Origin of the sequence: Desulfobacula sp. (assembly GCF_030145145.1) — a bacterium.
Lineage (GTDB): Bacteria > Desulfobacterota > Desulfobacteria > Desulfobacterales > Desulfobacteraceae > Desulfobacula.
Genome location: NZ_JAQYWD010000030.1, coordinates 1 through 23,772 on the forward strand (window position 1 = coordinate 1; position 23,772 = coordinate 23,772).

Consider the following 23,772-nt stretch of genomic DNA (forward strand, 5'->3'; position numbering starts at 1 on the left):
ATCCTTGCATCTGACCTATCCATAATACAGCAGGTGCTATCCTCCCATTTCTGCAATCCGGACACTTACCTGGTTTTCTGAATGTCTTCCTGTTTTTAAATTGAAATCCGCAATCCAAGCAATAATAGGGTTCCACATGTATTCTTTTTTTCTGTTGCCTGACTGATTTTTCTATGAAAGTCAGATGATGGTAAACATCTTTTTCCATAATTCCAACCGACTGAGAAATATCTCTCGCCGTCAGGGGGCATTTTTCAAGACGACTTATAATTTTCTGCCTGATGGTTTGTTTTCTTTCATTACTCATGCTGAATGATCTTTTAATTTTGTCCGTAGCGGATTGTAATTAAAAATTTGAAGAATTATAGAGCGGGCTATAATAAGGGTTGATTAAGTCTCTTGTGTTTTTCAATGTACTGTTTTACCCGGTGGTTTGGTTGAAAAATACCAAAATGGCCTTCACATAAAATATCTGCTTCCAAGTCCAGAAGTTTTTGCATTGACAACTGATAGTCCTGTAGGTCAGATAAAAAATTTTCATTGAAGGGGCCGTGTAAGTCTTGGCCAAACAATACCTTTTTCCCTTCTGATTCAACAAGAACAGATATCGAACCGGGTGTATGGCCAGGAGTATGGATGATCTGGAAATCGTAATTGCCGATTCTGAGGATAGTATCCGAGGTGAATTTTTGATACAATTTGACCGGTTCATATCTTACTCCGTACCAAGATGCTGCTGTCCGCCCATCATGATTCGGCTTTTCAATTGGAGCGGCATCCAATTCATGGGCATAAAATTTAATGCCGGACAATTCTCTACTTAACTGAGCGCAGATACCAATATGGTCAATATGACAATGGGTCAGGATACAATGCTGGATATTTTTAAACAGTATTCCATGAGAATTAATCTGTCTGATCATATCAAGATTCATGCCTGCATCGATTAGGACCAATCCTTCATCGCTTTGTGTATCTACCATATAAACAGAGCACTCATTGTCACCCACATGATAAATATTTTTAATAATTTGTTTCATTTATAAACGAATAATAAATTTGTGATTTACAGTCAAGCAAGAAAAAATCCTGCCAAGATTCTGTTGATGTATACTTGCACTGAGCAACCCCGTTTGTCAGGAATATCCCAGTAAAGTATATTTTTGGTATTTGAAAGAATTCCAGCCCATGAATACTCTTAACACGTATTTGGCCCATAACAGGCCAATAGAGGGCTGCAACCGGAAAGGCTTACTGGTATCCGAAAAGGAGTCATTATTGATGATCAGCCTGGCATGGCGGGTCTGACTTCTTCAGCGGAGACAATCAGATAAGGTGTTTTGAACCAGGGTGAAAGAGCCATTGAAGCATCAAACCCCTGTATTCTCCACATCTCCATGAACCCAAATACTCTCTAAATGATCAATTTGATACCTGATCCGGGTCCTGCTTATCTGGTACATCTATTGGGGTTTGATACGGAGAAGCACCAAGCTGGATTGACATTCCACGATAAAAAATCTAAGGCGGGCGATGCCCGCAACCCAATTCCCAGATGACATGAGCCGCCCAATTTGCTAAAGATGAAAGTATCCAAACAACCATCAAGCAAAAGGAGGCGGCTCATGAAATCATTTATAGATAGGTTTTCAAATTTGGTCAAGGGAACTATTTCCGGATTTGATCGGTGTATGGTCTTGTCTGGAAAGAGGGTCATCGTATCGTGCAGTGTATTGCGCTGAAGCCGGGTTCCCTCAGTTGAGACATTATCAAGTTCAATGCAAGCATTTATATTTTTATTTTGATGACAGTGAATATGGTTTTATGAATATACGTCTTCAAACCTGGTTTCCCTATCATATTCAGATATGCCTCAATGGGCGGGAGTGGTTGCGCCGTGGCCTTGAACGAGAGGGAATAAATTTCTCTGTTCATGGTAACAAATTTCTCCATATTGTCGATTATCCAAAGGCCCAGCAATTACTTGATAGACAGCTCGACACCCGTTTTAGCAAGCTGCTTAACAATTTTGCTCAAAAAATATTTCCCAGTATGAAGGATATTATGGGGCCATACCTTTCTTATTACTGGACGTTATGGCAAAGTGAATGGGCCACAGATTTTATTTTTGATACTCCTGCTTCTCTTAAATCAATCATGGATTCCCTATTACGCCATGCCCATATAACCGGGACAAGCAGTCGTGTTTTACGTTACCTTGATAGGCCCGTAACAAAATCAGGCCAACTGTATGCCAGATCCAAGGACACTGTTGTAACACGTATAACTGATTTTAATGATGGCATCCGTCTCCGCCATTGGGTTGACCGGAATTCTGTGAAAATCTACAATGAACAAAATAATCTCCGAGTGGAAACAACCATTAATGATCCCGGAAAATTCAAAGTGTTTCGTCATAAACAAGGGCAAGATAAAAATGAACCCAAACAACGCCTTCCCATGCGTAAGGGCGTAATGGATACTCCCTTGCGGGCAGCAGTCTCCCAAGATGTTAATAACCGTTTAATGGAGGACTTGGTAACCCTACAGGAAAAAACTCCGATTCGTGATCTCTTGGATGGGCTGATTGTTCCTATCATTAAAAAGGGTCGCAATTTTCGGGTCAGGGCTTACGGATAAACAATTGTCAGCAAAAGTCAGTCGTCATCTGAAACTGCTCAGGGTTCACGGGATTATCCGCAAACTACCAAGACAGAACAGATACCAAGTGACAATTAAAGGAATGAAATTGGCAAATACTTTAAGCGCATTATTGGCTGCATCTACCGAAAATCTCATTAAATTTAAACTGGGCAAAGTCTGCCCCTATCTTGAGAGTGCAGACATGATTGTCGGAGAAAACACCTGTGATGGCAAGAAAAAAGCCTATGAATCTCTGGGGCATCTGGTTGAAAACCTCTACGTCATGGACCTGCCTCAAATGAAATCAGGTCAGGGGCGCGATCTCCTCAGGAATGAGTATGACCGGTTTAAAAATGCAGTTGAAAAACTTACCGGTGTTGCCATCACCGCAGATTCTCTTAAGGATGCGGTTAATGTGGTTAATGCCAAACGCTCGGCCCTCCACAGGCTTTCCATGCTTCGAAAGGCTGATCCGGTGCCTATTTCCGGACTGGATGCCCTTCTGGCAAATCAGGTTTTCTTTTATGACAATCCCGCCCGGTTTACAGAGTCGGTAAATAAAATCTGTGAGGAACTGGAAAAAAGAATAGCCAAAAAACAGGGTGTTGCCCGGGAAAAGACTCCCAGAATTCTATTGTCCGGCTGCCCCATGGCTGTACCCAACTGGAAACTGCCGTGGATCATTGAAACATCCGGCGCTGTGATCGTGGGTGAAGAGTCCTGCGTAGGAGAACGGGGTGTCAGGAACCTTACTGAGGATTCAGGGACCACTGTCGATAAGTTAATGGATGCGATAACCGACAGGTATTTTAGAATGGATTGTGCTATTTTTACACCCAATGAAGACCGGCTCAACCATATCGTGGAGATGGCTGATACCTATAAGGCTGACGGGGTTATCCATTATGGCTTGCAATTTTGTCAGCCATATATCATGGAATCCATTCCGGTTGAAAAAGCCCTGGAAGAAAAGGACATCCCCTGCCTGCGCGTTGAAACCGATTATGGAATGGAGGATGTGGGCCAGGTCAAAACAAGGGTGGAAGCTTTTATTGAACTGATCAAAGTCTGATAAAGGGTTTAAGAGATAAAAATTTATGAAATACGCTGGAATTGATATTGGTTCAAGGACCATTGAACTTGTGGTCGTAAAAGGCGGTCGGATAATTGAAAGCCGCCAGACCGATACCGGATTTGACCCGATCACGAAAGCTAGAAGAATACTGGATGGGGTTGATTATGACAAAATTATGGCAACCGGATATGGCCGCAATTTGTTTGAAATTGTTTTTGATGATGCGAAAACCGTAACGGAAATTAAAGCCCATGCAAAGGGGGTCCGCTCTTTTTTCAGGATGCCCGGACCATACTGGATATCGGGGGACAGGACAGCAAAGCCATTGCTCTAAATGAAAACGGACGGGTTCAAAAATTCGAAATGAATGATCGCTGTGCAGCCGGTACCGGCAAGTTTTTAGAAATTATGGCAAAAAATCTTGGATTTCCATTGACCAGTTCGGTCCAGCAGCTCTTGAGGCCAGGAAAGATTTGAGTATAAACAGCATGTGTACGGTATTTGCAGAATCCGAAGTGACATCTTTGATTGCAAAAGGGGCCAATCGGAAAGAAATTGCCCGGGGGCTGCATCTCAGTGTTGTCAAACGGGCAGCAGGAATGATCAACAGAGTATCGTCAACTGGACCGATTGTTTTTTCCGGCGGTGTGGCAAAGAATCCCTGTATCCGGGAATTGATTTCTCAAACCCTTAACCGGGAAATTTTTGTCCATGAAAATCCACAGATGATTGGCGCTTTAGGTGCGGCCTTGATTCTTGAGGAAGAAACCCATGTGAATTCAGCAAAATGATTCAACATATCAAATATCATCCCCGGTTTCACAAACAGTGTGAAAAACTTAAACGCTCAAACGACAAAGCAAGCAAGGCTGTGGAAAATGCCTTGGACATCATTTTGGCTTTCAAAAAACATAGAAAAAATTTCAATACCATGGGAGCACTTAGCCATTCCGGTGAGTTGAGGTTGAAAGACGGTATAAAATACCGGCTTGGCAATGGTTATCGGCTTGTGCTTTCCATAAGAAAAGAGTGTCTTTTTGTTCTTTGCATCGGCTCCCATGACCAATGTGACAAATGGCTTGAAAAAAACAGAGGAGAAGAAGTGTTCAGTTTTTCATTGCAGGAAAAAGTCCTGATGAAAAACCTGAAAAAAAAGAAATCTCAACATACACCTTGATAAAAATGGGGTCCCACACTGGAGCCGCAACTGTCTTTTCTGCTTGTATTGTGAAAAGGAGCTGACCAAAGAACCGGAATCGGTAATTTTAATCATGATTCCCAGGTTTTTTCTTTAACTCTCTGGATTGGGTATGTTGAGTCTACATTTTCAGGCTGTTTTTATGTTCAATCATCCGGACAAAACCGGTGACAAGCTGGTCAATTATACCGTCATGGTTTCCAATAAATAAAGACCTTGCAAATGTCGAACTCATCCTCATCCATAGCTTGGTGGGGAAAACATTCCAGATAAGATTAATATTGGTATTGTCATCAGATCCCAGGAAATGACAAATCCCCTCGCCACGAAGATCACCCGTCACATTGAAGGATAAAAACGAATACGGGGCAATATCCTTTATGATGGCATCAAAACTGATGCTATAGGAAAGCGTTCCTTTCCAGACGGATCTGATATGGTTTCCTTTTTTGGGGTGATCAAATTGGCCCATCGGTTCAATCTTTTCCAGGGCATCACACCAGGCAGGCCAGTTCTTATAGTTTAACAACTCATTCCAGGACTGTTCCAAAGGGGCATCAATATTCCAGCAGTTATCAAAGCTGTAATAATTTTTTTTGTCTATAAAATCATTTAAAAGACTTATCATGAAACCGGTTCTCTTAATTTATGTGACAATAAATAATTTAAGGGTTTAAATGTCAGGACAATTGCCGGCATAAAGACAAGATCACCGATCAGTGCCATGATGGATGCAGAAGATATCAAAACCCCCAGGGAAAAAACATGGCTGAAAGATGAAAAAAGCAACCCCAAAACCGAGAAAAAAAGGACGGCTGTAGTGGAAACAAGCGCCCGGGAAGTTTTATGGTATGCTTTTTTTAAGCAGTCATGGATATTGCGGCCGGCTTTTGGAACACGCATTTCTCTTTTTAATTGGGTCAGGTAATGTATGGAATCATCAACAGATAAACCAAAAGAGATAACAGCTGCAAATATGGTCAACGGGTCAAGCGGGATATGAAACCAGCCCATTATCCCGAATATGGTGATAAGGGGAAACAGGTTGGGTATCAGGCTCAGGATCCCAAGTACAATGGATCTAAGCTGGATCATCATTAGTATCGTAATAACAAAAAGGGCGAATATAAGTGTTCTCACCTGGGAAGAAACCAGGTCCGCGGTCTGGGATCGCAACAGGATTAACTGTCCGGACAAGGTAACTTCGGCTTTTTTTGAAAAGATCTGTTCCGCTTCTTTCTTTACCTTCCCGAGGATGATTTCGACCTGATCTGATGTCCGGCTTTGAATATGGACAATGATCCTTATTTTTTTTGAAATCGGATTGTAATAGGATCGCAATATATTATTCCCACGGCTTTGCGCCTGGATATAATCAAAGGCTTTTTCAGGGTTGATTCCTCCAGGGGAAAATTTGAGGGCCATCCTGAAAACAAGCGGTGTCAAGGATTCAACGCCCTGGATACCCGGGATGGATTTAATGTTTTTCTCGTATTGGATGAGGTCATACCAGAATCCTCTTGTTTTAAAATTGTCATCCACTGATTGCAGGATGACTGAAAAAGAGGTGCCTGTGGATATGTGCTGCTCGATATACGCAAGATCCTTTGCTTCCGTGGTATTTTTTATGGTGGAAGTGGTCAAGTGCTTTACCATTTGAATGTCAGGAATTGCCCATGCCATGGTAATAATGAAGGCGATCCCCAGCCATACGGATAGCGCCGGTTTATTAAATCCTGTGATCAGACAGTGTTTAACAAACCGATCCAGAAAATCCTCATTTGTCTTAAAAAAATTAAATTTTTTGAAATTTAAAAGTTTTGGCAAAAAAAAAGCGGTTGTCACCAGTGTCAAAAAAAACGCCAGCATCACCCCCATAGAAATGATGATTCCGGCTTGCCGAACCATTGGCACAGGACTCATCGTCAGGCCTAAAAATCCTGTAGATGTGGTAAGAGAGCACATGAAACAGGGGCGTAAAACCGTTTGGAATGTCTTTACCAGGGCCCTGCCCGTTGGTTCTATTTTCAGTAATTGAAAATAGGCTGAAACGATATGAAAAACCGTTGTTGTTGAAACCACAAGAATAAATCCAAAACTCAAACTTGTGGCAAGATTCAGATCAATACCAAAAATCCCCATGATCCCCAGAATCCATACCAGGGAAATTAAACTTGTCAGCATGACCATCACAGCGGTCCACGGGGTTTTAAAAAGATAAAAAGCGATCAAGCTACCGAACAATAACCCAATGGATCCGAAGATAAGTGCACTTTCCAGATTGTACCGCTCAAATGCAGCGCGCAGGACAGGAATGCCTGTGGCATAGCAGTGAGGATGTTCAGGAAAATGCATTATCAGGATTTGTTTCATGTGTTTGAGCTGCTTTTCCAGTTGGAATCCGTTCAAATTTTCATTGTTAATTTTGACAATGACCGCTAGGGTTTTCATATCATCGGAAACCAGACGGCCAAACCCTGGAATGATTTGACGTGCTTTGGCAAGATATTTATCATCCCAGAAATCAGAATCGCTGATAATTTTTATAAAATCAGATGATGCCATGGCGCCAAGATCGATCACCTCTATAATAGTGTCCATGGCTGAAAGTTCCTGATGAATTTTTTTAAACCTTTTTTCCAATTCAGGATCAGAAATGTTAAGGCTGTTTTTAATGGCCAACATGACATAATCATCTGTTCCAAAGGATTCAACAAATGCCAGGTAGTCCGTGTAATTTTCAGCGGCATCCGTCGTGAAAGAAACACCTGAGGCATCAATTCTTACCAGGGATGCGGGTACAATCAATAACAGGGAGAGTATCATCGTGCATCCCATAAGCAGTGTCCGGTTTTGTACCAGGTTTTCTGAAACTTGGCCTGACGAGATATGAAATACGGTTAAGCGGTGCAGAAAATTTTGAAGTTTTTTGATCATTGAGGTTACAAGATCCGGTATTGATGGAATGTCGATATTTTAAATCGTTGGAAAGTTTACAAGTGGTGAAAACAGAATCTTGTTATTCCCCGAGCATACCTTTTTTAAGTTTCTTATCGGCAGGATTGGAAGACAGCCAGATGCCGAACAGTGCTTTCTTAAAAGGCATTCCACTGATTGTATCTTTAAGAGTACCATTTTTAAAAACAGTTATTCCGCCACCCTTAGCATAAACCATTTCAAAAACATCACCTTTTTCTATTTTTTCTGAAAAACAGGCATTAAATGCATCTATCTCAACTTTTATCTCATCTGTTTTTCCGCCTGTTGATTTTTCAAACCCCTCGATTGTGGATGCCATCATTTTTTCCGATGTGATCATTCCCGAAATAATTTCAAGCCTTATAGCCATATCTTTGTCAGCATTCATTATGGCTTCTGCATCATTTGATTTTTCTTCCAGATATAGCATTCCAACATAAAGCTTTATAAACATTTTGGATCTGATTCCGGCACCATTAAGCATTAATTCCTGGTTCGCAGTTTTAAGACTATCTTCAATCATAACACCCGCGATCTCTTTTGACGCACCTGCCTCGGACACAAAGGCCAAAACACATAATACGAACACGATCCTTTTCAGCATTGCATAAGCTCCTTTATTAAATAGTTACTCAACTTTCGGTGTTGGCAATTTACATGGGATGCCCGAAAGTTGATATAGGTATTAACCTGACCGTCTTGGATGGCCAATGAAGATTTCTCAATACAAATTTTATTGACAACCATATCAAATCAGGGTGTGCGGTTTAGCTCTCAAACATATACAAACTGCTTACAGATGGGTCAAGAAATTCTTTTTTTGCACAGACAATCTGGCACAGGGATAATTACTGAACCTGGCCCTATAATCATGGAAAATTCCGGCCGTCACCGATGATACCGCCAATTGCTCCGGCACTGGGTCTCTGTTTCCCGGACCTCTTTTTCTGTTCATTTTTTTTCTTGACATGACATTGGTTTTTTATCTATTATGCAGAACGTTGTTCTATATACAGAACTATTTATAATAAAAAGGATGACCTGAATGACCATAGAAAAGAAAAAGTCCCTCTACCACCCGTCGTCCCCTGCTGTGGAACAGGCGGCGCAATTGCTGTTGTGCCTTGGAAGAAACAAGGACAATGAGATGGGTTTGACAACGATCTGTAATGAAATCGGCATCCATAAAAGCAAGGGGTATTCCATACTAAATGCATTGACCCAGTATGATTTAATCACAAAAGACCGGCAGGCAAAAACCTATTCCCTGGGACCGGCCCTCATGCCACTGGCGCGAAAGGCAAAGGAGAAACTGGACATCAATGCCATTGCAAAACATCATCTTCAACAGCTGGCCGATGAAACCCGGGCCAGCGCATTGCTGGGTATCATCTGCAATGATCAGTTTTATATCGCAGGGAAATATGATGGAAACAAAGGACTTTCCGTCACCGTCAATCAATACCAGTCCCTGCACATCACTCACGGGTCCCATGGAAAAGCCATTTTTGCATTCCTTGATGGAAAAGAACAGCAAAGAATCATTGATTCAGATCAGCTGTTTTTTCATGGCGATATTGACGATTTGGACAAAAAAAGACTTGAGCAGGAACTGAGTTTCTGCCGTAAAAACGGATATGCGGTTGACAATGGCGAAAGCACACCGGGAATCCGGGCGGTCAGTGCGCCTGTCTTTGATCACAACAATGAGGTCACAGCCGGCATCGTGCTTGTGGGAACGTTTACGGAAGATAAGTTCGAAGCATTTGGAACAAAGATTGCAACGGTTGGTCGGATCATTTCCAAACAGGCCGGGGCTCAATTTTAATCATTCATGAAAAAGGGATCGGACAGAAAAATGGGAAAAAGTAAAACCACCATCGTTAAGACAACGACCTGGTCCGCAGGTCCCGGATGTCATGGGGGGTGCGGCGTTCTTGCCCATATTAAAGACAACCGTCTGGTGAAACTGGAAGGTGATCCAGATCACCCCTGGAACCAGGGCCGCCTTTGCGCAAGAGCCCTGGCCATGACCCAGTATATCGATCATCATGATCGGTTAAGGGCCCCCCTTAAACGGGTTGGCAAACGCGGGGAGGATCAATTTGTAGAAATCTCATGGGAAGAGGCCCTGGATACCATTGAAAAAAAAATGAACACCATCCGGGAGGCGTTCGGTCCCGAAAGCATGATCTTTTCCATGGGAACCGGTCGTGACATCGGCCCGTGGATCTGTATGCTGGCCTATGCCTATGGCAGCCCCAATGTAATGTTCGCCCTGAGCGGGAATGCGTGTTACAGTCCGAGAATCGCGGCCCTGGACACCATCCAGGGAGATTATAGTGTTTTTGATGCAGCCCAGTGGCTGCCGGGCCGGTATGACAACCCAGAATACAAAGTGCCGGAGTGCATGATCATCTGGGGGTATAATATATCCGCCACCTGCCCTGACAATCTATTCGGACACTGGATCATTGACCTGATGAAAAAAGGGACAAAAATCATCACCATTGACCCCAGACTTTCCTGGTTTGCCTCCCGCTCTGAGCACTGGCTCCCCATCCGCCCGGGAACAGATGCAGCCCTTGCCCTTGGATTTTTGCATGTTATTATCAAAGAGCAGCTTTATGACCAGACCTTCCTTGAAACCTGGACAGATGCCCCAAGACTGGTGAGAAACGATACAGGAAAACTGTTGCGGGAATCAGATATGACAGCAGACGGATCAACAGAGAATTTTGTTGGTTTTGATCTACAAACAAAAACACCGGTTATCTGGAACACCATCCGTCAAAAATTTTCCATCGAAGATTCAAATATAGCTTTGACAGGAAGTTTTGACATAAGGCTCTTAAATGGCGATATTATTGCCTGTACAACTGTCTGGGATCAATTCAAGGACAGCTGTGCTGCCTATACGCCTGAAACAGTTGAAAAGATCACCTTTGTCCCGGCCAACGATATCCAAAAGGCAGCCCGATTTTATGCAAAGGCCCAGCCGGCTTCCATTCACTGGGGTGTCCCCATTGACATGACCCCGGAAATCACACCGTTATGCCATGCCATCGCCGCTTTATGGGCGTTGACCGGCAACCTGGACGTTCCCGGTGGAAATGTATTTACCCGTGCGGCATTTAATGCGGTTGCCTATGCCCTCCCGGGTGCCGAAGGCGTGATCAAATTAAAGGATCCGGCCCAGGACAAGCCGCGAATCGGCAAAGATGACTATGGCCCGTTCAATAAATTCATATGGCGATGCCAGACCGACAAGGTCATTGAGCAGATTTTCAGTGAAGACCCCTACCCGGTTAAGGGATTGTGGATGCAGACCTGCAACCCGTTATCCGGTATTGGCCTTGATCCGAAACTATGGCAAAAAGCACTGGAAAAATTGGATTTTATTGTGGGGGTGGACCTGTTTATGACCTCATCCCTGAGGTATGCCGACATTATCCTGCCCGCAGCCACTTTTCTTGAAAAAGAAGGGGTCCGGTCCTGGTGGGTCCCGCTGCAGACGATTAACAAAGCCATGACCGTTGAGGGATGCCGGCCGGATGTTGAGATCAATTTTGAATTGGCCAAACGGTTTGATCCTGATTTTAAATGGGAAACCCTCCATGACCTGTTTGATGAGATACTTAAACCCTCGGGCATGAGCTTTGAACAGCTGGCAGAAAAAGGATGGGCCCTGCCCCCGGAAAACCATGCGTCCCGGCCCTATTTCCGTCATGAACGAGGGGTGTTGAGATCAGACGGTAAGCCTGGCTTTGCCACGCCATCAGGCAAGTTTGAACTGTATTCAACCCTGAGGGAGGAATGGGGCCTTAAAGCGGTGCCCTATTTTAAGGAACCCCCCTTTACCCCGGTGTCACGACCGGACCTGTTCAAAACGTATCCGCTGATCCTGAGTACCGGCAGACGGTCACCGGCGTTCTTTCACGCAGAACATCGCAATATTCCCTGGCTGAGAGCCCTTGATCCCGACCCTGTGGTGGAAATCCATCCGGATACGGCAAAGAAAAACGATATCTCCAACGGTGAATGGGTGACGGTGGAAAACTGGATGGGAACCGCCAGGTTCAAGGCCAAAGTCACAAAGATTGTCCCGCCCTGGATGGTCATGGCTGCCCATGGCTGGTGGTTCCCGGAAAAAAAGGAGGACCCGTTGTTCCATACATTTGAATCCAATATCAATATGCTGATCCCCATGAACGAACAGGGAGAAGACGGCCTGGGGGCACCCATCAAGCATCTTTTATGCAGGATAAGCAAGGAAACCAGAGGGAGTGCCCATGTCTAAATCAAACAAAAACGGGATGCTGATTGATTATGAATATTGTACGGGATGCTTTTCCTGCACCGTTGCCTGCTGCCAGGAAAATGGATGGGAAGCCCCGTTAAGCGGTATGAAAGTAATGGAAATCGTGCAGGATTTACCAAAAGACAAAGCCTATCTCACCTTCCTGCCCTTCCCCACTGAGCTTTGTGTCTTATGTAACCACCGGACCAGACAGGGTCTTGATCCGGCTTGTGTCAAACACTGTATGGCAAATTGTCTGACATATGGACCGTTAAAAGAACTTGCCGGAGAACTTGAAAAAAAGCCAAGGATGGTTCTCTGGTCGCCACGATAATATTCAATCCAACAAGGAGAATGGTATGAAAGAGGATGGGGTAAAAATCATTAAAACAACGACCTGGTCACCGGGTCCAGGCTGTCATGGCGGGTGCGGGATACTGGTCCATGTCAAGGACGACAAAGTGATCAAGGTGGAAGGCGACCCGGATCACCCCTGGAACCAGGGAAGATTGTGTTCGCGGTGTCTTTCCATGACCCAATACATGTACCACAAGGACCGGCTAAGAAAACCGCTGAAACGCATCGGAGAAAGGGGACAAGGAAAATTTGAAGAGATTTCCTGGGATGAGGCCTTTGACCTGATTGAACAGAAAATGAAAAAAATCCGGGAAGATCATGGACCGGAATCCGTCATCTTTCACCAGGGAACGGGCCGGGATATCGGCGGATGGATCTCCATGCTGGCCTATGCCTATGGAAGTCCCAACTGGATGTTCGGCCTTTCCGGCATCTCCTGTTATACGCCGCGCCTGATGATGATGTCCATCACCCAGGGGGATTTTGCCGTGGTGGATGCATCCCAGTGGCATGAAAAAAGGTATGATGATCCTGAATATAAAATTCCTGAAACCGTTACCATCTGGGGTCAGAACCTGCCTGCCACCTGCCCGGACGGTTTCTTTGGTCACTGGTACATAGACCTGATGAAAAGGGGTACCGAGGTGCTGGTTATTGACCCCAGATGCACCTGGATTGCCTCCCGGGCAAAACTCTGGCTCCAGTTAAGACCGGGAACCGATGCCGCCCTTGCCCTTGGATTTATCCATGTCATGATCAAAGAAGACCTCATCAACATGGCATTCGTTGAACGATGGACCAACTCCCCGTTCCTGGTGAGAACGGACCAGGAAAAGAAACGTCTGTTAAGGGAGAGTGACCTTATAAAAAACGGTCTGGATACCAATTTCATTGCCCACGACCCTGTTTCCGACAGTTTTGTGGTATGGGATTCCGACCACCAGACCTATAAAAAGAAAAATATTACCCCGTCCATGGAGGGAGACTTCACCCTGGCCCTTGCAGACGGCTCAACCGCAACGGCAAAAACGGTCTGGACCCTGTACAAAGAAAACGCTGAACAGTATACGCCCGAAGCCGTATCCAAGATCACCTGGGTGCCGGCAGATAAAATCAGAAAGGCTGCCCGGATCTATGCGAAAAGCCAGCCATCCGCCCTTCACTGGGGCCTTCCCATTGACACCATCCCGTCAACGGTGCCCACATCCCAGGCCATCAACCACCTCTGGTGCCTGACCGGGAACCTTGACAATCCCGGGGGCAATGCCATTGCCCGGTATGCCTATGACGTGGTGACCTATCCCTATCACTCGGGCGGCGCCATTCTCAGCCTTCCCCCTGAAGTCATGGATAAACGCATAGGGATCCATGATTATGGGGCAATAAAAGATTTCAGGGCATGGGCCCAGCCCGATAAAGTATTGGAACAGATCTCTTCAGACGATCCCTATCCCATCAAGGGTATGTGGATACAGACAGCCAATCCCATTGCCTGCACCGGCATGGAGCCTAAAAAATGGCGGGATGCCATTAAAAAACTCGATTTCACCGTTTGTGTGGATCTTTTCATGACCCCCACGGCCATGCTCTGTGATGTGATCCTGCCCGCGGCCACCTTTCTGGAAAAAGATTCTTTAAAGGCCTGGTGGGTTCCCCTGCAGGCCATTAAACGAGTCGTGGAGGTGGACGACTGCAAATCAGACATTGAGATCAACCTTGAGTTGTGCAAGCGCTTCATGAAAGATTTTCCCTATGACAATACCCAGGAACTCTTTGACACGCTGCTGAAATCTGCCGGTATCACCTATCAGGAACTCACCGATAACACCTGGATGATCCCCCCCAAAGGCCACCCCAGCAAACCCTATTTTAGATATGAAAAAGGCCTGCTCAGACAGGATAAGAAACCGGGATTCAGAACACCGTCGGGGAAAATCGAACTGTATTCCTCCTGGCTTGAAAAATGGGAACTGGAGCCCCTGCCCTACCATGAGGAACCGCCCTACAGCCCGGTGAGTACACCGGATCTGTTTGCGGACTACCCCCTCATCCTGTGTACCGGCCGGAGAATGGGACCTTTTTTCCATTCGGAACATCGCCAGATTCCCTGGCTTCGGGAACAGCAAAGAGACCCGGTCCTGGAAATCCACCCGGATACGGCTGAAAAATACGGCATCGCCCACGGAGAAAAGGTGTGTGTGGAAAACTGGCTGGGAAAAATCACGGTAAAAGCATTGGTGACGCCGGTGATTCATCCGGATATTGTCATGGCGGAACATGGATGGTGGTTTCCGGAAAAAGAAGGCAAAGAACCCAACCTGTTCGGTGTCTGGGATGTCAATGTCAACCAGCTCATTCCCATGGGTCATGAAGGCAAAGCAGGATTGGGAGCGCCCATAAAAAGCATGCTGTGCAAAGTCTATAAAGCGAAAGGATAAAAAAGATGTCAGAATATGGAATGTTGATCGATTATGAATATTGCACCGGCTGCAGGACCTGTGAAGTGGCCTGTAAACAGGAATATGGCCGGCCGGCCGGGAAAGTTGGAGGGGTGGAGGTAACAGAATACATCCACACCCTTCCCAATGGCAAATTATTTATTACCAATATCCCCACGTTTACCCGGGCCTGTGTTTTTTGTGCTGGTCGTGTTAAACAGGGACTTGAACCTGCCTGCGTAAAACACTGCATGGCAAATATTTTGACCTTCGGCAAAATTGAAGACTTACACGACAAAATCCCGAAAAAAAGAAAGGCCATTCTCTGGACCAAAGGGTAATGGTGCACCATTCCTGGTATGGTTGCACAAAAGCAACCATACCAGGAATGGCAATACGAATCCACTGGATCTTCTTGTTTTCATTCTTCCAAATTTTCCATATCAACACCGCTAACCAATTGTAAAAAAAAGAAAAAATTCATTATACCATCCAAATTGGCATACCGATTGCTTATAAAACCAAAAAGAAAAAAAATGGTTGCACTATTGCAACCATTGCGTTAAATTATAGGAAAATAGTGCTAAACATTACTGGATAGACACAAATGAAACAAAAAAAGACAACCAGCCCATTGACTGAGGATACCACCAAAGTCATTCTTGACAGCATCTCCGATGGCGTTTTTACAACCGATTATAATTGGAGAATCACATCTTTTAACCGGGCAGCAGAAAAAATAACCGGCATCTCCCGCAAGGACGCCATTGGTCGGCATTGCTGGGAAGTTTTCCGTTCCAACATGTGTGAAAAAGACTGTGCCCTCAAAAGGACCATGGAAGAAGGCAGGCCCTTCATCAACTCATCCGGATATATTATTAACAATAAAAAGAAAAAAATCCCCATTACCGTATCCACTTCCCTGTTGATCGATAAAAACGCAGAGGTGATCGGCGGCGTTGAAACCTTCAGGGATCATTCGCTTGTTGAACAGCTGCGAAAAGAACTTTCAACTAGATTTAAAGTCGAAGATATTGTCAGCAACAGCGATGCCATGAAAAATATTTTTAATATTCTGCCCCAGGTATCAGACAGTGATTCTTCAGTTCTCATTGAGGGCGAGACCGGTACCGGAAAAGAATTGCTTGCCCGGGCCATCCACAATATGAGCAACCGAAAAAAAAATCCGTTCATTGCCATCAATTGTGGGGCACTTCCGGATACGCTGCTGGAATCTGAATTGTTTGGATACAAAAAAGGGGCTTTTACCAATGCCGTGAAGGACAAACCCGGTCAATTTGCCCTGGCCGATGGGGGTACCATCTTCCTTGATGAAATCGGAGATACCAGCCCTGCCTTTCAAGTCAGCCTTCTCCGGGTTCTTCAGGAGCATGAATTCACCCCCCTTGGTGCCCTGGACCAGGAAAAAACCAATATCCGAATTATCGCCGCGACCAACAGAGATCTCACAACGCTTGTGGCCCAGAATCAATTCAGACAGGATCTGTATTACCGGATCAATGTGATACGACTTACCTTACCACCCTTAAGACATCGAATGGAAGACATTCCCCTTCTGGTGGAGTCCTTTATTCAGAAAATGAATGTCCGCCAGGGAAAATTTATCCAGGGCATTGACAAAAAAGTCCTTGAGTCCTTTATGAGCCATGAGTTTCCAGGCAATATCCGGGAACTTGAGAATATTATTGAGCATGCCTTTGTCCTCTGCTCCGAGGGCTATATAAAAGGCAATCACCTGCCCGGGTTTCTATCATTACCGGCCAGTATCAATACGGAGAAAGACAATAACCCCGTCAAATCAGCACAGATCAAACTTCTGACCGATGCCTTGGCACGCAATAACTACAACCGCAGTGCTGCCGCCAAAGATCTGGGAATCCATAAAAGCACCCTTTTCAGAAGGATTAAAAAACTGGGGATGAGATTATAAGGCCCCTTTTTTTTGAGTTGCAACGCTTGTAATCGAAATCGTCTTACTTATGCGACTCTTTTCATTTCCCGGTCGAGCTGCTCAATCTTTATTTTCCAACCTAACCGTTTAATATTTAAAACCATTTTATCAATTCAACCAAAAAACTTTCGTTCCGGCACATGCTTTGCAGATCTATAAGTTCAGACCGAATGGAGGATATCATTGAAAGTAGCCGTAACAATCTGGGGAAATCGAATCTCACCTGTTTTTGATGCTGCGGGCACACTGCTTGTGGCCCAGATCAAAAACCGGATGATCATCAAAAAAAGCTATACATCCTTTAACCCTGAGACACCTTCCGATCTGATAAAAACACTGAAACAAATGGGAATTTCCATTCTCATATGTGGTGCCATTTCTACCAAACCTGCAGATTTGATCGTTGAGAATGATATCAAACTCATCTCTTTTGTGACGGGAAGTGCGTTAAAACTTCTCGAAGATTTTGCCCATAAACAGACCATTGAAAAAGCATTTATGATGCCGGGGTGCAGCAAACAATACTGCTGGCGCCACAAATCGGACAAAACGACGGTTAAGGGGACAGGCCCTGTCGGCTGAGCCCTTAACTGATCCGGCACGGGATCGCGTAAAAGATACGTCCATCAAGCCGGATGGGTATGCCCTTCACTTGGAATCACCTAAAAATTCAACAAATTTTTCTTTACAGCACGCGCTGCAATTGATAATCAAACATATCTATGCGAATGATGATATGCTAAATAGTATATCACAACAACCTATTAATGATAACATAGTCGAGGTAATTATGAAGCGTTTAACACCCATTGTTCTTTTGACCGTTTTTCTTTTTTTCACTGGCTATTCTTATGCTATGGCCCAGAACACCGGCAAAAAATCTATGGTGCTCAATGGCGGCAATAAGGGAATCGTTAATTTCGAACACCATATGCACCAGGCCATTGCCAAGGACTGTGCCATCTGCCATTCCTTATTTCCACAAACTCCTGGTTCTTTAGATCAATCAAAAGAGAATGGGACCATCAAAGCAAAACAGGTCATGAATACAGTTTGCCTCAAATGCCACCGGGACATGAAAAAAGCCGGTGAAAAATTCGGTCCAGTAAGCTGTTCCGGATGTCATACTAAATAGTGTTTAGACGGCTTGTAGAGGAGCTCAAACACGGAATTTCCGGCCAGGCACTATATAGGCTATTTTGTGAACCGGTTAACCGGTGGATACGTTTTTAATGTTACCAGGGAAAGGCCATGGTTCAAAAACCCACATATGAAGAATTGGAATCCAGGATAAAAACCCTGGAAAAAGAAGCACTGGAGATCAAGGAAGCCGATCGCGAGACAAGGATTGCCAGTAGAAATCATAAAAGATTCTTAAGATTTTTACCCTATCCAGTGCTGGTTAGGGATGCGAAAGAACGGATTACCTATTTAAACCCTGCTTTTACAGACACCTTTGGCTGGACCTTAGAAGAGTTGAAAGGTCAGGAGGGGCGGCAATATGTTCCCGAAGTCCTTAGAGATGAGCTGAAAAGCAAGATCGAAACCCTGCCTGATAAAAAAAGCGTTTTGCAATTCAACACCAAACGGCTGACAAAAACGGGCAAACTTCTGGATGTCATCATCCGGATTGGTATAGACAAGGATGCGGACAACCATCTGGAAGGACTGATTACGGTCTTGAAGGATGTCACCATGGAAAGACGCAACAAGCGGAATCGCGATGTCATGAATCGCATCAGCCATGTTCTTCCCCAGTATCCGGATTTAAGGAAACTGCTTTTTTATGTCAACACTGAAATAAAAGGACTCCTGGGCGCTGAAAGTGCCAATACAATTTTATTGGATAAAACGCAGACAGAATTCTATTTTATAAGCGCTGTCCACGATGACCCAGCGACACAGGAACGGATTGAAAAAACACGATTTCCCGTTGATGATCTCCTGTCCGGACAGGTGGTAAAGACGGGCAGGCCCCTTATGATCAATGATTTTCCCGGCGAACACAACCAGTATGAATCCAGGGATCTAAAAATCGGTTATAAAGTCAAAAATTTAATCCTGGTTCCGTTACGCACGAAAGATCGCATTATCGGTATTCTGGCGGCGGATAATAAAAAAGCAGGGGATTTTGATTACACGGATTTGGAAACATTGACAACTATTGCCGCTACCGTTGTACTGTCAATAGAAAATGCCCGGGTGTCCAGGGAATTGAGAAAAGCCTATGAAGAGTTAAAAAGCCTGAACCATGCGAAAGATAAAATGATCAGCCACTTGTCCCATGAGCTGAAAACGCCCGTAGCGATCCTTTTAAGCTCGTTTAAAATTCTTTCAAAAAAAATGGCAGATCTTCCTGAAGCAACCTGGCAGCCGACCCTGGACAGGGTTCAAAGAAACCTGGAGCGCATTGTTGGGATTGAAGGCGAAGTTTCTGATATTGTAGAAAGAAAAGAATTCTATCATAAGAACATTTTTTCCCTCATCCTGTCGCAATGCCGGGATGAGTTCGAATCCCTTATTGCAGAGGAGACCGGCGAAAAAGGGGTCATCGCCAAAATCAGTCAAAAAATCGAAAACCTTTTTGTTACACAAGATCTTGATATCCAGAATATTTTTCTAAATCATTTTGTTGAAAAAAGGATCAAGACCATCAAACCGGAGATTAATCGTCGAAATATTTCTCTGATTTCCAGGCTTGAATCTTCTTCCCCGATTCAGATGCCTGTTGAACCCCTTAAAAAAACAGTGGATGGACTGATTCGGAACGCCATTGAAAATACACCGGATGGCGGGAAAATAGAAGTACTGGTGCATCCGGAAGGCAACGGCATGCATTTTGTGGTCAAAGATCATGGAATCGGGCTTACCCGGGAAGCCCAGAAAAGAATTTTTGAGGGCTTTTTTTCCACCCAGGAAACCTTGAATTATTCATCAAAACGGCCCTTTGACTTTAATGCCGGTGGTAAAGGCGCTGATCTGCTGCGGATGAAAATATTTTCAGAAAAATATCATTTTAAAATTTCCATGACATCCCAGCGATGCCGGCGAATTCCCGAAGACAAGGATGCCTGTCCCGGCTCCATACAGGCGTGCAGCGAACTCCCGGGACCCCCTTGTGACGGCATGACCATTGTCACCTGTTTTTTCCCTTTTCCTGAAAACAGCTGAAATGGTATTTTCCATTTCTGTATTGCTCGTTCATCTTTCCCTTACCCTGATTATCAAGAGGGTTTATCTGTTGCGGTCATACCCAGGTATATGGCCATCAACACAATTATGACCCCCATCCATCCGGGTATCCCTGTTTGCCGATTGAAGAAAAGAACATCCCAGACAAAAGAAAGTGCCGGCTGTAACAGAAGAATCAAACCGGCATAGGATGCTTTCACTTTGGGCAGGACATTGGAAATCATTACCCATGCAGCAAACTGAATAAAAAATCCCAGACAGAACAGCGATGCCAGTGTTATCATATCCGGAACAGCAAAGGACCCACCGGACATATAAATTTTACCGCCCAGAAAAAACGAGCAGGCCACGGATAATACCATGAGATAATAAAACAGAGAAAAATCTGCTGTATTAGATTGAAGTTGCCGCAGCAAAAGCAAAAACAGACTGTAAAATACTGCGGCGGCCATGCCGAAAACAATTCCGATAACATAGTTCCGGTTCAACTGATCAATATCCATACCAATAATAAGGAACAGGCCGAAAAATGCCAATGGCAATGACAATACAAAAGATATGCCGACCTTCTCCTTGAATACCAGGAAGCCGACAATGGAAAGGATAAATACCTGAAAATTCGCCAGTATGGTGGCAAGGCCCGGGCCGACATATTGAATGCTCAAATGCCATGCCCAGAGATCCAGGGCAAACAAAAGACCACAGACAACGGCAAGGAAATTTTTTTTCAGGCTTCTGTGTTTAAATTCTTTTTTGATCAGGCATGCACCCATGAGGAAAAGACTGCCAAAAAATACCCGGTAAAAAGCCGAGACTGAAGGCGGTACATGCGATATCTTTACCAGGGCACTGGAAAAACTGATGATAAAAGCACCCATAATAAGGGCGGGAACCGGCCGGGAAAATATTTTTTTGTTCACCCCACTCAAATCCTTTTGGTTTAAAAAAAGGACCCTAATGATTTAAAAACCGATAGTCAAGTAAAACCTCACCTTTTAGACGTTTTATATGAAAATGCGACAGCAGAGCCCCCGATGGGCGATCGGATTGGCCCGTTCGGACCCAAAGGCGATCAGCCCATTTGCCCTGCCGGGCGTTAAGAAACGCAGGCTGTTTGAGGACACACCTGCCCGCAGTTCCTGCGCTTTAGACCGGTAGGACAAATGGGCCGCCGACGGACCGGGGCCGATCCGATCGCCCGTCGGGGGCGGCATAATACCATTTTCGTTATTCGTTGTGTCGGCAGACCGAGTCTTTCATTCATTGGTACTGATTATTCATATCGACCGAATTGTTCAGCCGCGTCCATCATGGCCATGACCTTTATGGGGGCTGCGTCTGCAGGGAATTCACACCCCGGTGTCAGGATAAATCCACCCGGGTTGTCTTTGCCCTCGTCAATGGCATCCTTGCACAATTGAACGACTTCTGCATAGGGTTTCTCAAGAATGGCAATGGGATCCACATTACCACAGATGATATCATGATCCCCAAACGCTTTCATCTGATCGGGAATAGATGTTTCCGGACCAAAAATCCAAATGTATCTGCCGTGCCAATCACAGGCCTCTCTCATTTGAACATAATAAGGAATGTTTAAATTCTGATCGGCACACGGATGCATCAACACGGCACCAATGCCCAGTTCTTTTATCTTTTGATTCACTTTTAAATTATAGGGATAGACCAGGTCCCTGAAGGTGTCCGGTGAGATCATGCCGTTGGCTTCCAGGGGACCGGCCTGAAACGGCATACACTGCTGGGCACCGAATTTATTGGCAAAATACTCCAGGGCATTGATAAACATGTCACTGACCTTGTCCATGAGCATGCGAACCGCATCCGGTTCCGTAATCACCCAGGTTAAAAAAGCGTTGGTGTCCGCCACCTGGGCAGCCGCTGAAAAAATACTCCCCGCCTGGAAACCGGCCGGCATACCCATTTCAACACACCGTTCCGCATTTCGATCGGCAATGGCAAATCCGCCCGGCAAAGGGCCGTCAAATGTCGGGACCTTCAAGGTTTCTATATCTTCAAGGGTTTTTACCGGAGACTCTATGACATAAGGTGCCAGTTCGCCGCTTCCATCGGGCATCCCCACCTTCCCGCCAAATTCCCAGGGACCACAGGCCGCATATCCGAAAAGGGGCGTCTGCTCATATCCATGGAGTCGCATACTGGCAAAATTGGCATCAAAGTAGTTGTCACCATCTGACCAGAATTCACCGGGGGGCATGCCCATGATATTGGCCGCATATCCCTGGATAAATGGCACAACAGGAACCCTGTCGGGTTTTTCCTGTCCCATCATTACAGCCATCATTCGTTCAGGCGGTGTCATTGCTTTTGTCATTTTTGGTTCTCCTTTATGATATGGTTATCGTTGGGGTTTATCTGCATCACATAATTTTAAATTCAGTTTTCCCTGTACACTTATGACCGTTAATCCTGGGAATCGGCCAATCTCAAAGTGCCATCAGTTTTCTTGCGGTCTCCACGGCCTCCGGGCCATCTCCGCCATACCCGTAAGATCCAATCCGCTCGGCAAACGCCATCGAGGTTGGTGCCCCACCCACCATCGTTTTGACACCGCTGACCTGTTCTTTCAATTCAGTTACAATTTTTTCCATGGCCGGCATACTGGTGGTCAAAAGAGAGGATAACGCAGCAATATCGGCATTATTATCCGTAATCGCCTTCACGAATGCCGCCGTATCATTGTCGACACCGATATCCACGACCTTGAATCCCGCCCCTTCCAACATCATGGCCACCAAATTTTTTCCCACATCATGCTGGTCCCCTTTAACGGTTCCGATGACGATGATGCCTTTGGGCTGAGCGTTTGTTCGGGCCAAAATCGGTTTTAAAACGCCCAGCCCGTTTTTCATGGACAAGGCGCCGATGAGCATTTCCGGCACAAACAGGGCGCCCTGGCTATACTGGCGCCCCAATTCGTCCATGGCGGCAATAAGTCCATCATTGAGAATCCCTGAAACATCCGTTTTTAAATCGAGCTCCTTTTGCACGAGGTCGGCGATTTCTTTGTGTTTAAAGGCCAGGATTGCGTGATAAATGTCAGCTACTGCCATTGTTCGGTCTCCTATTTTCCGGTTGGCTGCCAAGTCTATTTGAGGCATATTCTAAATACAAAAATTCTTTCTTGTCAAGAGATAAATTTTAAAAAAATAGTAAAATCATATTTAATTTTTTTTTAAAATACTTATAAATAAAGGCTATTAATACATGTTTATTTTTATTACCGACTTTCTGTCTCATTATAATCTTCTCATATTTGGCAGTAAATATTGCTATTTATTTTTGAATTTTGTTCAAAAAAATTTATTAAAATTAAATTTTGAGGTATATTCTATTAAATTAGTAGGCATTTATATTTTCACGATCCATTTAACCGCCCGTGTAACCAATGACAAAATAAACAAAATACAACCCGTATCGCACTTCAATATTGATATTATAGATATTTAATCAACAAAAAATTTGTCAATCATATTTTAAACTTTCAATAATGACTTGACAAAACCTTTTCTTGTTGATTGAATATGCCTCATATATGGATAATTTCAATTCAGCAACGCATAAACAGTTAAATTTGTA

General features: G+C 44.6%; 20 protein-coding genes and 2 pseudogenes. 14 read left to right on the forward strand and 8 right to left on the reverse strand.

From position 1 onward, the window contains the following. Both Q1Q15_RS16835 and Q1Q15_RS16840 read right to left on the reverse strand, forming a co-directional pair. A pseudogene (locus Q1Q15_RS16835) lies at positions 1-208 on the reverse strand (transcriptional regulator); the annotation flags it as partial. Between the two features lie 166 nt (positions 209-374). Then, positions 375-1,040, reverse strand: a complete 666-nt coding sequence (locus Q1Q15_RS16840) for an MBL fold metallo-hydrolase (RefSeq protein WP_300462488.1) — start codon at positions 1,038-1,040, stop codon at positions 375-377. A gap of 640 nt (positions 1,041-1,680) precedes the next feature. Between Q1Q15_RS16840 and Q1Q15_RS16845 the strand changes: the two genes are divergently transcribed. The 5 genes and pseudogenes from Q1Q15_RS16845 to Q1Q15_RS16860 all read left to right on the forward strand — a co-directional run bounded on the left by Q1Q15_RS16845 (position 1,681) and on the right by Q1Q15_RS16860 (position 4,895). Continuing rightward, entirely contained in the window at positions 1,681-2,640 is a 960-nt protein-coding gene (locus tag Q1Q15_RS16845; protein ID WP_300462490.1) for a hypothetical protein, read from the forward strand. 109 nt (positions 2,641-2,749) lie between these two features. Next, the gene (locus Q1Q15_RS16850) at positions 2,750-3,715 is read left to right on the forward strand and encodes a double-cubane-cluster-containing anaerobic reductase (RefSeq protein ID WP_300462493.1); all 966 of its coding nucleotides are present in this window, start codon (positions 2,750-2,752) and stop codon (positions 3,713-3,715) included. Between the two features lie 25 nt (positions 3,716-3,740). Further along, positions 3,741-4,052 carry a hypothetical protein gene (locus Q1Q15_RS25510; RefSeq protein WP_363321010.1) on the forward strand — a complete coding sequence of 104 codons (312 nt, stop codon included), beginning with the start codon at positions 3,741-3,743 and terminating at the stop codon, positions 4,050-4,052. Continuing rightward, positions 4,043-4,509, forward strand: a pseudogene (locus Q1Q15_RS25515) (acyl-CoA dehydratase activase). The gene Q1Q15_RS25510 and the pseudogene Q1Q15_RS25515 overlap by 10 nt, the downstream one beginning before the upstream one ends. Then, the gene (locus Q1Q15_RS16860) at positions 4,506-4,895 is read left to right on the forward strand and encodes a hypothetical protein (protein ID WP_300462496.1); all 390 of its coding nucleotides are present in this window, start codon (positions 4,506-4,508) and stop codon (positions 4,893-4,895) included. Before Q1Q15_RS25515 ends, Q1Q15_RS16860 begins: the two are co-directional and overlap by 4 nt. Before the next feature lie 142 nt (positions 4,896-5,037). Here the strand turns inward: Q1Q15_RS16860 and Q1Q15_RS16865 are convergent, their stop codons facing one another. The 3 genes from Q1Q15_RS16865 to Q1Q15_RS16875 form a co-directional block, all read right to left on the reverse strand. Then, positions 5,038-5,544 carry a hypothetical protein gene (locus Q1Q15_RS16865; protein ID WP_300462499.1) on the reverse strand — a complete coding sequence of 169 codons (507 nt, stop codon included), beginning with the start codon at positions 5,542-5,544 and terminating at the stop codon, positions 5,038-5,040. Next, a complete protein-coding gene (locus Q1Q15_RS16870; RefSeq protein WP_300462502.1) occupies positions 5,541-7,754 on the reverse strand; it encodes an MMPL family transporter in 2,214 nt (737 codons plus the stop codon). Before Q1Q15_RS16870 ends, Q1Q15_RS16865 begins: the two co-directional genes overlap by 4 nt. Before the next feature lie 181 nt (positions 7,755-7,935). Continuing rightward, positions 7,936-8,499, reverse strand: coding sequence for a chalcone isomerase family protein (locus tag Q1Q15_RS16875; RefSeq protein WP_300462504.1), 564 nt, complete (start codon positions 8,497-8,499; stop codon positions 7,936-7,938). A 441-nt stretch (positions 8,500-8,940) separates the two neighbouring features. On the opposite strand from Q1Q15_RS16875, the gene Q1Q15_RS16880 reads away from it, so the two are divergent. The 9 genes from Q1Q15_RS16880 to Q1Q15_RS16920 all read left to right on the forward strand — a co-directional run bounded on the left by Q1Q15_RS16880 (position 8,941) and on the right by Q1Q15_RS16920 (position 20,133). After that, positions 8,941-9,723 (forward strand): IclR family transcriptional regulator, encoded by a 783-nt coding sequence (locus tag Q1Q15_RS16880; RefSeq protein ID WP_300462507.1) that lies wholly within the window; start codon positions 8,941-8,943, stop codon positions 9,721-9,723. A 30-nt stretch (positions 9,724-9,753) separates the two neighbouring features. After that, positions 9,754-12,195 (forward strand): molybdopterin-dependent oxidoreductase, encoded by a 2,442-nt coding sequence (locus tag Q1Q15_RS16885; protein ID WP_300462510.1) that lies wholly within the window; start codon positions 9,754-9,756, stop codon positions 12,193-12,195. Further along, the gene (locus Q1Q15_RS16890) at positions 12,188-12,529 is read left to right on the forward strand and encodes an oxidoreductase (protein WP_300462513.1); all 342 of its coding nucleotides are present in this window, start codon (positions 12,188-12,190) and stop codon (positions 12,527-12,529) included. Before Q1Q15_RS16885 ends, Q1Q15_RS16890 begins: the two co-directional genes overlap by 8 nt. Before the next feature lie 25 nt (positions 12,530-12,554). Beyond that, positions 12,555-14,990, forward strand: a complete 2,436-nt coding sequence (locus Q1Q15_RS16895; RefSeq protein WP_300462514.1) for a molybdopterin-dependent oxidoreductase — start codon at positions 12,555-12,557, stop codon at positions 14,988-14,990. Positions 14,991-14,995: 5 nt separating this feature from the next. Beyond that, a complete protein-coding gene (locus Q1Q15_RS16900) occupies positions 14,996-15,331 on the forward strand; it encodes a 4Fe-4S dicluster domain-containing protein (protein WP_300462517.1) in 336 nt (111 codons plus the stop codon). A gap of 266 nt (positions 15,332-15,597) precedes the next feature. Continuing rightward, positions 15,598-16,941 (forward strand): sigma 54-interacting transcriptional regulator, encoded by a 1,344-nt coding sequence (locus tag Q1Q15_RS16905; RefSeq protein ID WP_300462519.1) that lies wholly within the window; start codon positions 15,598-15,600, stop codon positions 16,939-16,941. Between the two features lie 204 nt (positions 16,942-17,145). Next, entirely contained in the window at positions 17,146-17,544 is a 399-nt protein-coding gene (locus Q1Q15_RS16910; protein ID WP_300462522.1) for a NifB/NifX family molybdenum-iron cluster-binding protein, read from the forward strand. A 208-nt stretch (positions 17,545-17,752) separates the two neighbouring features. Further along, positions 17,753-18,097, forward strand: coding sequence for a cytochrome c3 family protein (locus tag Q1Q15_RS16915; protein WP_300462523.1), 345 nt, complete (start codon positions 17,753-17,755; stop codon positions 18,095-18,097). Between the two features lie 116 nt (positions 18,098-18,213). After that, a complete protein-coding gene (locus Q1Q15_RS16920; RefSeq protein ID WP_300462525.1) occupies positions 18,214-20,133 on the forward strand; it encodes a PAS domain S-box protein in 1,920 nt (639 codons plus the stop codon). 53 nt (positions 20,134-20,186) lie between these two features. On the opposite strand, the gene Q1Q15_RS16925 is transcribed toward Q1Q15_RS16920, so the two are convergent. The 3 genes from Q1Q15_RS16925 to Q1Q15_RS16935 all read right to left on the reverse strand — a co-directional run bounded on the left by Q1Q15_RS16925 (position 20,187) and on the right by Q1Q15_RS16935 (position 23,246). Further along, complete coding sequence (locus Q1Q15_RS16925) at positions 20,187-21,074, reverse strand: DMT family transporter (protein WP_300462528.1); 888 nt, start codon at positions 21,072-21,074, stop codon at positions 20,187-20,189. A 353-nt stretch (positions 21,075-21,427) separates the two neighbouring features. Next, the gene (locus tag Q1Q15_RS16930) at positions 21,428-22,507 is read right to left on the reverse strand and encodes a uroporphyrinogen decarboxylase family protein (protein WP_300462529.1); all 1,080 of its coding nucleotides are present in this window, start codon (positions 22,505-22,507) and stop codon (positions 21,428-21,430) included. Positions 22,508-22,619: 112 nt separating this feature from the next. After that, positions 22,620-23,246: a cobalamin-dependent protein gene (locus Q1Q15_RS16935; RefSeq protein WP_300462532.1), complete on the reverse strand. Its 627-nt coding sequence runs from the start codon at positions 23,244-23,246 to the stop codon at positions 22,620-22,622. Positions 23,247-23,772 lie beyond the last annotated feature (526 nt).